Source organism: Psychrobacter sp. M4 (assembly GCF_055699795.1).
The window spans coordinates 2,421,090-2,436,535 of sequence record NZ_CM146740.1 but is presented as its reverse complement, the minus strand read 5'-3'; the positions used below and the strand labels follow the sequence as shown (position 1 = coordinate 2,436,535).

Below are 15,446 nucleotides of genomic sequence, written 5' to 3'. Positions count from 1 at the left end.
ATCTCTCTGTCAGAATCAATAAGTTATGCTTTAGACTGAATTAATATCCTAAAGCTTTATGTACCCTCAACTAAATCAATTAAGGATTAACCATGTCACTCTTTAAATCAAAGTCTTTACCTAAAGCAATCGTAGCCACTGCCGTCGCTCTAGTCGTTTCAACCTCAGCTCTAGCACATGATCCTAAAATGCACGCTGAAAAAGATCAGATGAACTGTGAAAAAATGGAAAAGCATATGCAAATGATGCAAAAAATGGATCATAGCAAAATGGATATGAACGATCCCGCTATGAAATCAATGATGGCTAACATGGGTAAAATGAAACAAATGTATCAAAAGCACTGCGTAACAGATAAAAGTGACTCTTAAACATTGATTTTATAAATCCTTTATTACTGCTAGATAGTTTCATCAATCAGTAATAAGGGTTTGTAGGAAATATTTGTAGACGCTAAGAGTAGGGTATTAAAGAAAATGGATTTTAGGATAAACCCATGAAGTTTTTACTAGGAGTACTTTTCACTGTCGTGGTCGCTATTGTTGGTGTCTTTACTGTGGTTATGAGTGGTGTCATTAATATTGGCGCTGATCAAGGACATAGTCCATTGGTTTATAATTTCTTGGAGACGGCTCGCACCCGTTCAATAGCCTACGCTAGCAAGGACATTATTGTTCCAGATTTAGAAAAAGTAGAGATGATTAGCTCAGGCGGTGCCGATTACAAAGATATGTGCGCAGGCTGCCATTTGTCTCCTGGGGTAGAGAGCACTGATTTTAGTGAGAGCCTATACCCTAAGCCACCTAATTTCACTAATGCGCAAGTAGTTGATCGTTATAAAACGGATGCAGGAGCTCAGCAAAGTTTTTGGGCGATTAAGCACGGTATTATGGCATCAGGCATGCCAGCATGGGGTGCTTCTCATGACGACGATAGAATGTGGGCAATGGTCGCTTTTATTAGATCACTACCTGAGTTAAATGAGAATCAGTATACCATGCTAACCACTAGACTGGATGATGACATGATGGATATGTCACTGAATAGCGACATGATGGATATGTCAGAAGGTGGAGCTGGAATGCAGCATTAATTCTTCCATATTCCTTTATAAAAGCGCAGTGCTAAATAGTGCTGCCTTTTGGGATTTAAACTTTGCCTATACTACACTTAGTTATAGGGTATAAATCTTTAGAAGGTTCAACAGATAAGCAGACGCTTAGGAGTAAGTTATGAGACGCTATATAAATATAATGGGCAATGGACATAAAAAGGTATCAGCTTCTGCTCTTTTACTAGTAGCAACGTCAACAGTAATGGCTTGTAGTCAGCCCGATACTAGTGTTTCAAATTCTACTCAAACTGAGCCAACGCTTGCCACCAAAAGTGCTCAAATAGAGCAACCACAACCGCAAATGATGTCTGTCAGTGCTAATTCAGGTACTGGGTCGACAATTCTACAAAACGTCTCGGCTACAGTTTACAAAGATGCTAATTGTGGCTGCTGCAAAGAATGGGTAGGCTATGCCGAAGGTCATGGTCTAAGCGCAACTGCGCAAGACGTTACAGATTTATCTTTATTTAAAGAGCGTTACGGTGTCCCGCAGCAAATGCGCTCTTGTCATACCACCGTCACTACTAATGGTTATGTTTTTGAAGGTCACGTTCCTGCCAAATACATGGCACAGTTTCTAGCCAATCCGCCAACTGATTCCATCGGTCTTGCGGTACCGAGTATGCCAGTTGGTAGTCCGGGCATGGAATATCAAGATAAATTTATGCCCTATAAAGTCATGCAATTGAACAAGGATGGCAGCACTCAAGTGTATGCGGCTATTGAGTCGCCAGCGCAGCAGATGTAGTTCTATTAATAAGTTATCAGATATATAAGTTCAACTCTCATTTCATGGATTAACTTAGGTCAATATTATGAATAAAAACAGATTTAACCGCCGACGTTTTTTAACCGGATCCTCTGCTGTCCTTGGTGCCTCCTTGATGCCGACTATTGCTAGTAGCGCATTGGGACAATCGAGTCGCTCAGGCAGTCAGGGCGCTACTATTAACAGTGATAAACCCGATCATAAAGTACCCATACTGACAGGCAAAGAGTTTGATCTTTATGTCAGCAAAAAACCCATCATTGTTGATGGCAAGTCAAGCACGGCGACGCTCATTAATGACTCATTACCAGCGCCAACGCTAAAAATGCGCGAGGGCGATAAGGTAGTGATACGCGTCCATAACCAAATGAATGAGTCGACCTCTATTCATTGGCATGGTCTACTAGTACCGTTTGAGATGGATGGCGTGCCCGGCATTAGTTTTGATGGTATACCAGCAAATAGCACCTTTACGTATAAATTTACGCTGAAACAATCTGGCACTTATTGGTATCACTCGCACACTGGATTCCAAGAACAAACCGGTATGCGCGGGGCCATCGTCATTGAGCCGAAAGGGCGCGAACGTCATCCTATCGAGGAAGACCATGTCATTTTGCTCAGTGATTGGACGCACCGTGACCCGCACAACTTGGTTAAACTATTAAAGCAACGCGCAGACTTTGATAATTATCATTTACCAGATTTTAAAAAGCTACTGTCCGATATTGCCGCAACAGATCTAAAAGCTGCTTTTGATAAGCGCAAAATGTGGAATCAGATGCGGATGATGCCGACAGACTTTACTGATCTGTCTGGTGAAAAAACCTTTACCTATCTGATGAATGGTAAAACCACAGCGGCTAACTGGACGCAACTTGTCAAGGCTGGACAGCCTGTCAAACTACGTTTTATTAATGGTTCAGCGCAGACGATATTTGATGTACGCATCCCCGGCCTAAAAATGAAAGTCGTCGCGACGGATGGGATTGATGTCAGTCCCGTCGATATCGATGATTTCCGTATTGGGGTGGCCGAGACTTATGATGTCATCGTGACGCCCACTAAAGACGCGCATACCATATTTGCTCAAAACATAGATCGGTCAGGCTATGTTGCGACAACGCTTGCTACCAAAAAAGGTGCTCGTCCTGCGATACCTGCTATGGACAAAATCGAATGGCTGACGATGGCCGACATGATGGGCGCCATGGGATCGAATGGCTATAACGCTAAACATGCCAAAACAGAATATGACTTTAAGTCCGATATGCGCGTTGATAGTCCGCGTATGAACCTTGATGACCCTGGTATTAATCTACGTAACATTGATAGAAAGGTTTTGAATTATAGTCAGTTGCGCTCTGTCGGCGATGAGATAATGGCAGAGCAGCGCAAACCCACCAGAGAGATTGAAATACATCTGACGGGAAACATGGAGCGCTATATTTGGGCTCTAGACGGGGTTATGTTCAAAGATGCCGCACCGGTCAATATTAAGCCCAACGAGCGCGTACGTATTACCTTAGTCAATGACACCATGATGAATCATCCCATGCATTTGCATGGTATGTGGAGCGATCTGCGGATGCCTTCAGGTGAGTTTCAAGTACGTAAGCATACGATAATGGTACAGCCTGCACAAAAGATAAGCTTTGATGTCACCGGAGAAGCTGGCAGATGGGCATGGCATTGCCACTTGCTCTATCACATGGAAGCAGGGATGTTTAGAGAAGTTGCCGTTGTTTAATAAACCTTCGAATATGAGCCTTATTATGAAAATATATAAAGTAGGTCTACCGTTTATTGGCATGTCATCTTTGATGCTACTAATGTCACCTTTAGCAAACGCTGCTGAGATGTCGAACATGGATCATGGCAGTATGGACATGTCTGGTATGGATATGTCAGATATGGATCACAGCAGCATGGATATGTCGGGCAATATGTCAGATATGGACCATAGTGGCATGGATATGTCAGGCGATATGTCGGATATGGATCATAGTGGTATGGATATGTCAGGCGATATGTCGGATATGGATCACAGTGGTATGGATATGTCAGGTGACATGTCAGATATGGATCATAGTGGCATGGATATGTCGGGCGATATGTCAGGTATGGATCATAGTGGCATGGATATGTCGGGCATGGATCATGGCAGTATGGACATGTCAGGAATGCAAGGTGGCGAAGCACCAGCCGATGCTCGAAGCCCTGACTACTCGAACGGTGTTCCCTATGGTCGCTTTGGTAAGCCTGTGATGATGGGTAGCTTACCGTTATGGGGCGTATCAGTAGACGATTTGGGCTATCAATTTGACGATGATCAAATCAATTATGAGTTTGATACGTGGTACGGTACAGACAGCAACCGCGTAACGCTACGTAGCGAAGGTAGTATCCAAACTAAAGATGATAAAGAAATTGATAGCTTAACCTCACTATCTTACTGGAAGCCACTTAGTATTTTTTGGAATGGGGAAGCCGGTGTTGCTTATGATACCGAAAATGATAAATCTGCCGTGATGGCTGGTATTGCAGGCACTGCACCTTACTTCATCGAAACCGATGCTAGAGCTTATTTATATACTGATGGGCAAGTTCGTCTAGATCTAGGTGCGGAGTATGAGTGGCGCTTAGATCAACATTGGGTAGTGATTCCAGAAGTAGAGCTGACGGCATTTAGCAAAGATGATACAGATAACCATATTACTAAAGGCTTTAATGAGTTTGGGGCTGACGTTAGGCTTACTTACGAGATGTTAAGTCGTCAGCTCGCGCCTTATGTGGGTATCAGCTATGAGACCGCTTTAGGCAACGCAAGAGATTTGCGACGTCAAGAAGACGAAGCTGTTGATTCTAGTAGCGTTACAGCTGGTGTGATGTTTTGGTTCTAGTGTTAACCATGTAAGTAACAACAGTTTATAACACTAGCTCTAAAAAAAGGCACCTCTTTATTTAGGTGCCTTTTTACTAAATTAAGGACAAGAATATGAATAACCATATGGATAATAAACAGAAGCAAATGAACCCTTATGTAAAGTTCACAATCATGATTTTAACATCGACAGTCGTGATGTTTATCATGATGTATTTTAACACCTATCAGTGGGATCATATTTACTTTAGTGAAACCCGAGCTTATATGGCGTTATATATGGGCGCTATGATGGCTATTATTATGCTTGCCTTTATGACCAATATGTATAAAAAGACTAAGGTCAATCTAATGGTTTATGGGATTAGTGTCGTGCTATTTGCCTTTGGTTTATGGGGCGTTAGATCACAACAAACGGTCGATCAAGTGGATTGGATGCAGGCGATGATACCGCATCACTCGATTGCTATTTTGACCAGTTCGCGTGCTGATATCGAAGATCCACGTGTACGTCAGCTTGCTGATGACATTATCGAAGCACAAAAGCGTGAAATCGGTGAGATGCAAGCACTTATTGATGAGTTGGAATAATATATTATGATACCAATAAGTAAGCTCTTCTTTAAAAACTATTTACTATATCGCGTCTTTTAATTCTAACTATACCTACTCCTTACTTCAAAAATAACCTGTAAAACTGAAGTTCTACGAAGAAATAGATTAAGGTCGAATAAGTATGAAGCAAGATAGAACGACTCGCTATCAGAAGGATAGTTTGACATTATCAGGAACAGTTATGCTAGGTACCGGTGTCATGATCGGTGCTGGTATTTTCGCTCTGACCGGTCAGATGGCTCAGATGACGGGTTCGCTTTTCCCACTTGCTTTTCTAGCCGCCGCAATCGTTGTTTCTTTTAGTGCCTATTCTTATATCAAAATCTCTAACGCTTACCCGTCGGCTGGCGGTGTTGCAATGTACCTGCATCAGGCATACGGAGATCGTTTACCGACTGGATTTAATGCCCTGCTGATGTATTTCTCCATGGTTATAGCGCAGAGCTTTTTGGCCCGGACGTTCGGGTCATACACTATGCAGTTATTCGGTGGCGATGACAGCGGTCGCATGGTATCCATCCTTGGCGCCGCGCTTATTCTTGCTGCGTTCTTTATCAATTTACTTGGTAATCGTTGGATTCAGGGGGTTGCATCGGTTATCGGTATTATAAAAATTGTCGGTATTCTTATATTCGGGTTGGTTGGTATCTGGCTAGCTGATAGCTTTGCAGTTGATTCTTCTACATTAGGTGACACTAATACTGTTGGTGACTTTCTTGGCGCAACGGCGCTAGGCATACTGGCATTTAAAGGCTTTACCACGATTACCAACAGTGGCTCGGAAGTAAAAAATCCTCATCGCAACGTCGGCCGTGCCATTGTAATATCAATCGCAATATGCGTAGTTATTTACACTCTAGTCGGTTTCGCGGTGTCTAGTAATCTATCTCTTGCCGAAATCATCGAAACTAAAGATTACTCCTTGGCTGCCGCCGCACGCCCAGCACTTGGCGACTATGGTCTATGGTTCACAGTTGCAATCGCAATGGTAGCTACCGCTGGCGGCCTCCTTGCTAGCATCTTCGCAGTCTCTCGTATGCTTGCTATGTTGACTGAGATGAAGCTGGTGCCTCATCGTCATTTGGGAATGCCGGGAAGCGTTCAAAAACATACGTTGGTCTATACTGTGGTGTTGGGTTTAGCTTTTACGACGTTATTTGACTTATCACGAATTGCAGCGCTTGGCATTGTTTTCTATCTAATTATGGATATCGCCATTCATTGGGGTGTTTTGCGATACCTTCGTCAGGATATAAAGGCGGTGATGTGGGTGCCTATAGTGGCCATACTTCTTGACCTGTTGGTTCTCGGCGGTTTTGTCTGGATTAAACTAAACTCAGATCCATTCGTACTTGGCGTAGCAGTCGTCACTATTGTAGTGATTGCTGTGGCTGAGCAGGTTTACCTGAAATCTTCAGCGAGGAAAAAAGCTATCGAAAAAGATACGCTTGCAGACCATCATTGACAGTAACATCAAAGAGTTTACAGAAAAATTGTTTGGTTAAAAATTGCATAGATTTAAGCGTCTGCTTACTATCTTCAAGAATTGATTTCATGCAATACGATATTCATAAAGACAACAGGGAAAGTAAGCTATGAATGAGTCATTTAATCACGCTGGAACTTGGGGTCTCGCACTAATTGTTATTGTTCTGATTTCTTGGTTCTTTTACCGTTATTTCGCACCAAAGAACTGGCGTGAATGGGCGGGTGCTGGTGTAGTTCAGGCTTTCATTATTGCACTTTACGCAGAAATGTATGGCTTTCCGCTCACTATATATTTATTAGTACGGTTTTTTGGTTTGGACAGCCAATATGTCAGCGCTAGCTTATGGTCGACCCTTGTTGGTTTAGGTGAGACAGGCATGATGATCTCAATGCTACTCGGCTATGCTATTGCATTTTTAGGAGTCGGTCTTTTTGCTCAAGGTTGGCGCCAAGTCCACAAAGCACGAGGGGGAAATCGTTTAGTAACTGATGGACTCTATGCCTACGTACGTCATCCTCAGTACACCGGGTTGTTTATTGCACTGTTCGGTGAGGGTGTGGTGCATTGGCCAACTCTGTTTTCAATCGGTCTGTTTCCAGTGATTGTGCTTGTATACACATGGTTAGCTCGACGTGAGGAACGGCATATGTTTGAAGAGTTTGGTAAAGACTACCTTGCTTACAAACAGCAAGTGCCAATGTTTATTCCTCAATGGGGTCAATGGCGTCAACTTGCCGCCGCCGCACGAGTTAAAAAGTAATATCAATACAGGATAAAGCTTTAATTCATACAAATCCTTAGAGTTAGCATGGTTAGATACGATTGGTTATCTTGAGCTTGAACCACATCATACAATAGTGAGGATTACTAAGATGGTCAAATCAAACTTAACAACAAGTACTTTAAGGATTGCCCCTGTTGGCAATAGTGTATCGTTGTTTCTACTCATTAGTTATCTATTATGCATAGGGTTTGGTTTACTCGCACCCGAACAGATAGCGATGCACGAAGCTTGGGCACCTCTACTACCTGGCTTTGAGTGGTTAACATGGACAGGTTTTCTAATTGGACTTGTAGAATCATATCTTTACGGTTGGTATTTCGCCATCTTGTTCGTGCCACTATATCGTTGGTTCGCCAAAGTGCGCTAAAGATATTGATATATTAACAGTCAGTAAACCTCTTCGGTTCGAGTAAAAATTAATTGAAGAGTTGGAGTGATCACAGTTTAGACTGAGGAGAAATCATAATGAATGGGTCAATGCATGGCATGATGAACGGCTCAATGATGTATGGCATGGGCTGGGTTATGATGCTTATCTGTTTGTTATTCACCCTACTATTTTTCGCAGTACTAGTACTATCAATCATGGCACTGCTCAAGTATTTGCGTGATAAAAACTAAATTCCAATTGAAAAGTATAGAAATTATTTTTTAGAGGTTTTTAGATTAATGATTAGATGAATAGCAATCGAGGATTGATGATAGTGCTTTAAGAGTTGTACTTATTATCAATATTTATTGTCTTCAAGGAGTGGTTTTATGAAACATATTGCCGATGAAAAATCTATCAAAGGTGGTCAGTACGATAAAGTACCGGAAAATTATAGCGGTACGGTCTATATTTGTCCTATGCATCCAGAAGTAAGAGATGTTGAAAAAAGTGACTGCCCAATATGTGGCATGTTTCTTAAACCTGAAGACGAGGTTGCTGAATCCAACAACCATGAAGATAGTCATGCGCATTGTCATGGAGCGGATGCTAATAATAGTAATGAGGTAAATTCTGTCGAAGACGATAAGTACGACAAGATACCGGAAAATTATAGCGGTACGGTCTATATTTGTCCTATGCATCCAGAAGTAAGAGATGTTGAAAAAAGTGACTGCCCAATATGTGGCATGTTTCTTAAACCTGAAGACGAAGTTGCTAAAGATGATAGTCACGCTAGCTGTCATGGAAAGGATACTGATAGTAGCGGAGTAAAATCTGTTAAAGGCGGTAAATACGATAAAGTACCTGCTGATTACGATGGCACGGTATATACCTGTCCTATGCATCCTGAAGTGAGAGACGTTAGAAATAGCGGTTGTCCGATATGTGGTATGGCGCTTGAGCCCGAAACGCTTACTATCGGTGAAGAGGACACCTCAGAGCTTGACGACATGACTCGTCGTTTTTGGATATGTACCGTGTTGACTGTACCGCTATTAATATATGTGATGAGCGGTATGTTTGGAGTTGACTTTAGTCAGTATGGTATACCTTCACAGGTTTTACAATGGGCTGAGTTAGTGCTCGCGACCCCTGTAGTGCTTTGGGGCGCCGCCCCGTTTTTCGTTCGTGGCTGGCAGTCTATAAAAAGCCGCAATCTAAATATGTTTACTTTGATTGCGATAGGCGTAGGCGCTGCTTATATTTTTAGTATTGTCGCGACCTTTTTTCCCGATATTTTCCCAGACAGTTTCAGAGATGCCTCTGGTCAAGTCGGAGTCTACTATGAAGCAGCAGCTGTCATTGTAACCTTGGTGCTACTGGGTCAAGTATTAGAGCTCAAAGCCAGAAGCCAAACTTCAGGTGCGATTAGAGCTTTGCTTGAGCTCGCACCACCAACCGCAAGACGTGTCGATGAAAACGGTGAAGAAGTCGAAGTCTCGCTTGATGAGGTCGTCACTGGCGATAAGCTACGGGTTAAACCAGGTGAGAAACTACCCGTAGATGGTACAGTGATCGATGGTAATAGTAGTGTTGATGAATCAATGGTGACGGGTGAGCCAATCCCTGTATCAAAAGTAGCAGGAGATACAGTGACTGGTGGTACGGTAAATGGCACCGGAACGCTATTAGTCGAAGCGGTCAATGTTGGAGCAGATTCAGTATTATCTAAAATTGTACAAATGGTTGCTGAAGCCCAGCGTAGCCGCGCGCCTATCCAGCGCTTGGTAGATCAAGTGGCGGGTTGGTTCGTACCTATTGTTATTGTCACCTCTATCATAACCTTTATTGTCTGGGCGATATTCGGCCCTGAGCCCGCTATGGCCTATGCCTTGGTTAACGCGATTGCGGTACTGATTATTGCTTGTCCTTGTGCCCTTGGTCTAGCGACGCCGATGTCCATTATGGTTGGTACCGGCAAAGGCGCGCAAAACGGCGTCCTCATCAAAAATGCTGAAGCGTTAGAGAGTATGGAAAAAGTCGATACCATTGTCGTCGACAAGACCGGAACACTGACCGCTGGTAAGCCCGAGCTTACCGCAATTGATGCGCAGGTAGGTCAAGATGAAGACGAGTTCCTCGCATTGGTAGCCTCAGTAGAAAGCGCTAGCGAGCATCCTTTAGCAGAAGCTATCGTTAGAGCAGCTCAAGAAAGATCACTCATTATTCCTAAAGCTACTGACTTTAATTCGACTACTGGCGAAGGCGTACAAGCCGTGGTCGATGGTAAGAAAGTCGCTATTGGTAACTCTAAGCTTATGGAAAGCCTAAATAGTTTTGATAATGAGCTGTCCACTAAAGCTGATGTCCGTAGAAAAGACGGTGAAACGGTAATGTTTGTGGCTATAGACGGTAAAGCTGCTGGTATTATTTCAGTTGCTGACCCTATTAAACCAAGCACTAAAGAGGCTATTTCACTGCTTCATGACGCAGGTTTAAAAGTTGTGATGCTAACCGGTGACAACGAAAAAACCGCGCAGGCAGTCGCCAATAAACTAGGTATTGATGAAGTTCATGCGGATGTCTCACCAGAGGATAAAAACCGTATCGTCAAAGAAATGCAAGACAGCGGTAAATTGGTCGCTATGGCGGGTGATGGTATCAACGACGCACCAGCGCTAGCGCAAGCTAATGTTGGTATCGCTATGGGAACCGGTACCGATGTGGCGATGGAGAGTGCGGGCATTACCCTGCTAAAAGGTGATTTAATGGGCATTGCCAAAGCTTATAAGCTTAGCCACGCCACCATGCGCAATATCAGACAGAATCTGTTTTTTGCCTTTATCTACAATGCACTTGGTGTTCCTATTGCCGCAGGTGTGCTCTATCCCATATTTGGGCTTCTGCTCAGTCCGATGATAGCAGCGGCAGCGATGAGCTTGTCGTCATTCTCGGTGATTGCTAACGCGCTGCGATTGCGCCGTTTGAAACTATAATTCTGGTACGGTAAAAAGTGTTCTAAAGCACACTGACACATACTGGTCTAAACAAGATCACAAAATATAAGGATACCGTTATGGGCAGCTTTTCTATTACACATTGGCTGATTTTATTGGTCGTAGTGGTGGTCATATTTGGTACTGCCAAGCTTAAAAATGCAGGTAAAGATTTAGGCGGTGCGGTGAAGGGTTTTAAAGAAGCGGTCAAAGATGAAGAACCCGAGAATGCTCGCAAAAATCATGTGCTTAGCCATGAAAATAGTACGCCAGCTGCAAGTAATGATTTAAATACGCGTGTAGGTAATCAGGCTGATGATATGGAAATCAGCCCTATTTCCACTGATGACCAGCCTAAAGTATGAAGCGCGCCGCTTATAAATAGCGGCACTAAGTAGTCTATTAATATATGTGACTGTTATGTTTGATATTGGGTTTTCCGAATTACTCTTGTTTGGCGTCATTGCTTTAATCGTATTGGGCCCAGAAAAACTGCCGCAAGCCGCACGTACCGCTGGGCAATGGTATGCCAAATTGCGTCGCACGATTTCAACCTTACAGTCTGATATAGAGTCTGAGCTTGATTTGGCTGAGACACGAAAACAGATGCAAGATGAGCTGGCAAAGATTCGTCAGACTGAGACAGACATGCGGCGTGAGTTAGCCGAGATGCGCGGTAGTATGGATAAGTTTGAAAACTCGCAAAACCAAAGCTTAGATACTTCCTATCAGTCAAACACTCCTCAGCAGCAAAATCATCAGCCAGATACTTCCTCTTCTTCAGCTATAGAGAAGGGGGATAAATGAGCTTATTTAAGCGCCAAAAAAGTCGCCAAAGAAAGTTAGCAAATACAGATGCTAAGGCGTCAGATGCTACCCATAATGTTGAGACTGATAATGTGCTGAATGTGCTTAGCGACATGCCTATTACTGAGCATTTGATTGAATTACGCAAGCATCTCATCAAAATATGCGTAGCCGTTTTGATCGTCTTCTTAGCATTGGTAGGGTTTTCGCGTGAGCTCTACAATCTTTTATCAGACCCTCTGGTTGCGCAGCTGCCTGCGAATTCGACTATGATTGCTACTGATATTACCTCGAACTTTATGGCACCTATTCGCTTGACGATTTTCGTTGCTGCCTTTGTAGTGATGCCGTATATTCTGTATCAAATTTGGTCATTTATAGCGCCTGGATTATATAAAAAAGAGAAAAAAATCACTATTCCAGTGCTGATATCTTCGATATTCCTATTTTATTCTGGTGTCGCTTTTGCCTACTTTGTGGTACTCAAAGGCGTATTGAAGTTCTTTATTTTATTCGCTCCGCAAAACGTTATACCTATGACCGATATCGACAGTTATTTAAGCTTTGCGCTAAAGTTATTTATGGTATTTGGACTCACTTTTGAGATTCCAGTGGTTACTTTATTATTGATAATGGTCGGTATCATATCCACTCAGAGTCTAGAGAGTAAGCGCCGATATATCATCGTCGGTTGTTTTGCTGTGTCAGCGGTAGTCACACCGCCCGATGGGGTGTCAATGCTATTGCTCGCGATTCCAATGTGGCTACTGTTCGAGTTAGGTTTGTTTTTAGCGAAAGTACTCATTAAAGAAGAGCGTAAAACCGTATAACCTTGCAAAGTAGCTAATTTATAAACTAGATATATTGCAAATTAAGTATCTTGCAAAATGACTATTTCGTAAAGTAACTATAAAAATAACCTTATCTTAAACATTTAAGACACTTTTTTTATTTTGGCTGTCCCCTAAACCCTATCAGTACATTCAACTTAGTAATGAGATTTAAATGGAATCCCTAATTAATAATAAAAACAAAACGAATGATAATCTGGCAAATCAGCTTAATCAAGAGTGCTATTGCCGTACTTTAGATCGTAAAGCGCTTAATAACAGCCTGCAAGATCAATTAGTAAACACAAGAGATAATCCACTAGGAGCCAATGAGCTTAATAAGCTGTTTTCAGCGACACCGGTGTTCGTCCCTAAGACAGAGATAGAAGCAATGGTGCGAATCATCGCAGCTATTGAGTCGACTGCTAGACTACCGTCATATCAACAGCAAGTACTGTCGTGGGCACCCAATATCGCGGCTTTCGATCCGGGGCCAATAGGGGCCTTTATGGGTTATGACTTTCACTTAGGGAGCGATGACCCCAAGCTTATTGAGATCAATACCAATGCTGGAGGCGCATTTTTAAACGTAGCACTTGCCCGCGCACAAAAACACTGCTGTCGCCCCTCAGAGCAAAGTGTTGCTACTACTAAAATGCTTGATGGGTTTGAAGAAGCGGTCGCTAATATGTTCATACAAGAATGGCAGCGACAATCGGCAACTAGCATGCCCAATCGCATTGCTATTGTGGATAATGAGCCCAAAAGCCAGTTCATGTATTTGGAGTTTCAGCTGGCCTGCCAACTACTTCAAGCTAAAGGCATTGATACCGTTATACTCGATCCGTCTGAGCTTAACTATGCTGATGGTGTACTGACAGCTCATAGCAAGCCCATTGATATGATCTATAATCGGTTAGTCGATTTCGCCTTTGAAAACCCCAACCACGCCGTGCTTAAAAGTGCCTATTTAGAGGGTGCGGTAGTAGTAACCCCCAATCCGCATGCCCATGCTATATTCGCTAATAAGCGCAACCTGACTTTACTATCCGATACGCAAACTTTGCAGTCGTGGGGACTAGGTGATGATGATGCAGAATATCTAAAAAAGTCAGTACCAACTACCAGAATGGTTACAAAAGAGGATGCAGCAGAATTATGGCGTACTCGGAGACAATTGTTTTTTAAGCCAGTAGCTGGTTATGGTAGTAAGGGCGTTTACCGTGGCAGCAAGATTACCCGCCGCGTATTCGAGACTATTTTAGATGAAAGCTATATTGCGCAGACCTTTATCCCTGCTACAGAGCGATCAATAAAGATTGATGATGTGGTGACGACTAGAAAGGTAGATATACGTCTTTATACCTATGCAGGACAGCTGCTACTAACTGCTGGGCGTATCTATCAAGGCCAAGCGACTAACTTTCGCACACCAGGGGGTGGCTTTGCGCCTGTTTTTCAAGTCTGAACATAGCATGAACATGTAGCTTTGGCTTCTTAAGTAACGTTTACTAGTTTAATTATTCTGCATACCAACTTATCAATAAAACATCATGCTGAATTGGAAAGATGATGATCCAAACCGTTATCCACTACTTCCTGCATTTTGGCATGCCGTTGATTATTGCCTATACTTTTTTTCGTGATGATTACAAACTGTAGTGGCATAATGAAATAGGACAGTAGATAAGAGATACCATCTTAAAAAAGCCAAATCAAGTGCTAATTAGCTCAACTCTTGCTTGGTAAGGTTGCTGATGTTTAACCACGCCGAAACAAATATGCACAAGCTTACGCATCGCCGCACAGACAGCCTGCATTTTGCACTTACCATTAGCAAGCAGTCGCTCATACTGCGCCTTAATATCAGGATTATGCTTAATGGCGACTAGCGCTGGCATATACAGTTTGGCTCTGATATCACTTGAGCCATTCTTTGCTAAGCGAGACTTGCCTTTAAATAGCCCTGATTCACTATGTTTGGGAACTAAGCCTAAAAAGGCGGCCATTTGTGACGCTTGACTAAACTGCTTATTATGCATCAGCGACACCATCTGCTTTGAGACAACAGGGCCGACGCCTTTAATAGTTTGTAGTAGAGTCTGATCTTGCTTTAAATTGTGATGATGATCGATATGGTCATCAATATCACCATTGAGCTTAACAATAGCGGCTTGCAAAGAGGCTATCATATGCTCAATAGAAGCTTTAACGATAGGAGCGGTGTCTGTGGCCTGCGCTTTTTCCAATCGATTCAGCTCACATTGTAAGTCTTCTTGTAGTGCGTCTAAGCGCGACAATAATGACTTGAGGTGACGCGCCTCTGCTGGCGGCGGTGTCCATAATTTAGGCTTAGCACTATAGGTGTAGCGGGCTAATAACATACTGTCTTTTTTATCCGTCTTGTTGCGACTTCCTAAACTAGCAGCATAGCTTTTGATATAAGCAGGATTGATAATACTGACGTTAAGACCTTTATCAAATAGGTAGTAGGCGATGTTCTCGTGATAGACTCCTGTGGCCTCGACCGTGATGTGAATATTACTTAAGTCGTCAGTGATGTTAGCAATGAGCCAGTTGATAAGAGCAGCGTAGTCACTGTGATCATTTTTAAAGACTTTAGTTTTGAATTTTAGTTTGTCAGTGTCTTTGAGCCATGCAATATCTAGCTTATTTTTACTAACGTCTATGCCTATATAATGTGTCATCTTATTGTCTTCCCTTGTTTATGCAGTGTCACTCATGGCATCTGATAAGATGTCGAGGCACTTGGATACCATTCAGA

The 15,446-nt window shown here is 42.8% G+C and carries 17 protein-coding genes; 16 read left to right on the top strand and 1 reads right to left on the bottom strand.

Going from position 1 to position 15,446, the window contains the following annotated elements; translation table 11 throughout:
• Positions 1–92 precede the first annotated feature (92 nt).
• From ACR63N_RS10070 to ACR63N_RS09995, 16 genes are all read left to right on the top strand, one after another.
• Entirely contained in the window at positions 93–371 is a 279-nt protein-coding gene (locus ACR63N_RS10070) for a hypothetical protein (protein ID WP_193006275.1), read from the top strand.
• A gap of 125 nt (positions 372–496) precedes the next feature.
• Positions 497–1,093 (top strand): c-type cytochrome, encoded by a 597-nt coding sequence (locus ACR63N_RS10065; RefSeq protein ID WP_025645677.1) that lies wholly within the window; start codon positions 497–499, stop codon positions 1,091–1,093.
• Positions 1,094–1,232: 139 nt separating this feature from the next.
• The gene (locus ACR63N_RS10060) at positions 1,233–1,862 is read left to right on the top strand and encodes a DUF411 domain-containing protein (RefSeq protein WP_025645678.1); all 630 of its coding nucleotides are present in this window, start codon (positions 1,233–1,235) and stop codon (positions 1,860–1,862) included.
• A gap of 67 nt (positions 1,863–1,929) precedes the next feature.
• Positions 1,930–3,633: a copper resistance system multicopper oxidase gene (locus tag ACR63N_RS10055; RefSeq protein ID WP_472781948.1), complete on the top strand. Its 1,704-nt coding sequence runs from the start codon at positions 1,930–1,932 to the stop codon at positions 3,631–3,633.
• 25 nt (positions 3,634–3,658) lie between these two features.
• Positions 3,659–4,786, top strand: a complete 1,128-nt coding sequence (locus ACR63N_RS10050) for a copper resistance protein B (RefSeq protein ID WP_472781947.1) — start codon at positions 3,659–3,661, stop codon at positions 4,784–4,786.
• Between the two features lie 95 nt (positions 4,787–4,881).
• Positions 4,882–5,358, top strand: coding sequence for a DUF305 domain-containing protein (locus tag ACR63N_RS10045; RefSeq protein ID WP_201572229.1), 477 nt, complete (start codon positions 4,882–4,884; stop codon positions 5,356–5,358).
• Between the two features lie 145 nt (positions 5,359–5,503).
• Complete coding sequence (locus ACR63N_RS10040) at positions 5,504–6,847, top strand: APC family permease (RefSeq protein WP_220455939.1); 1,344 nt, start codon at positions 5,504–5,506, stop codon at positions 6,845–6,847.
• A gap of 130 nt (positions 6,848–6,977) precedes the next feature.
• Complete coding sequence (locus tag ACR63N_RS10035; protein WP_443541615.1) at positions 6,978–7,631, top strand: methyltransferase family protein; 654 nt, start codon at positions 6,978–6,980, stop codon at positions 7,629–7,631.
• Between the two features lie 112 nt (positions 7,632–7,743).
• Entirely contained in the window at positions 7,744–8,022 is a 279-nt protein-coding gene (locus ACR63N_RS10030) for a DUF5676 family membrane protein (RefSeq protein WP_025645689.1), read from the top strand.
• A gap of 98 nt (positions 8,023–8,120) precedes the next feature.
• The gene (locus tag ACR63N_RS10025; RefSeq protein ID WP_472781946.1) at positions 8,121–8,276 is read left to right on the top strand and encodes a hypothetical protein; all 156 of its coding nucleotides are present in this window, start codon (positions 8,121–8,123) and stop codon (positions 8,274–8,276) included.
• Between the two features lie 138 nt (positions 8,277–8,414).
• On the top strand, positions 8,415–11,024 hold the full coding sequence (locus tag ACR63N_RS10020) for a copper-transporting P-type ATPase (protein ID WP_472781945.1): 2,610 nt from the start codon (positions 8,415–8,417) through the stop codon (positions 11,022–11,024).
• 80 nt (positions 11,025–11,104) lie between these two features.
• A complete protein-coding gene (gene tatA, locus ACR63N_RS10015; RefSeq protein ID WP_472781944.1) occupies positions 11,105–11,389 on the top strand; it encodes a Sec-independent protein translocase subunit TatA in 285 nt (94 codons plus the stop codon).
• A gap of 55 nt (positions 11,390–11,444) precedes the next feature.
• Positions 11,445–11,831, top strand: a complete 387-nt coding sequence (gene tatB, locus ACR63N_RS10010) for a Sec-independent protein translocase protein TatB (protein WP_192992010.1) — start codon at positions 11,445–11,447, stop codon at positions 11,829–11,831.
• A complete protein-coding gene (tatC, locus tag ACR63N_RS10005) occupies positions 11,828–12,661 on the top strand; it encodes a twin-arginine translocase subunit TatC (RefSeq protein ID WP_025645697.1) in 834 nt (277 codons plus the stop codon). The genes tatB and tatC overlap by 4 nt, the downstream gene beginning before the upstream one ends.
• A 175-nt stretch (positions 12,662–12,836) precedes the next feature.
• Positions 12,837–14,129 (top strand): ATP-grasp domain-containing protein, encoded by a 1,293-nt coding sequence (locus ACR63N_RS10000; RefSeq protein WP_071001775.1) that lies wholly within the window; start codon positions 12,837–12,839, stop codon positions 14,127–14,129.
• 101 nt (positions 14,130–14,230) lie between these two features.
• A complete protein-coding gene (locus ACR63N_RS09995; protein WP_439261621.1) occupies positions 14,231–14,323 on the top strand; it encodes a DUF6122 family protein in 93 nt (30 codons plus the stop codon).
• 53 nt (positions 14,324–14,376) lie between these two features.
• On the opposite strand, the gene ACR63N_RS09990 is transcribed toward ACR63N_RS09995, so the two are convergent.
• Entirely contained in the window at positions 14,377–15,369 is a 993-nt protein-coding gene (locus ACR63N_RS09990) for an IS110 family RNA-guided transposase (RefSeq protein WP_472781943.1), read from the bottom strand.
• Positions 15,370–15,446 lie beyond the last annotated feature (77 nt).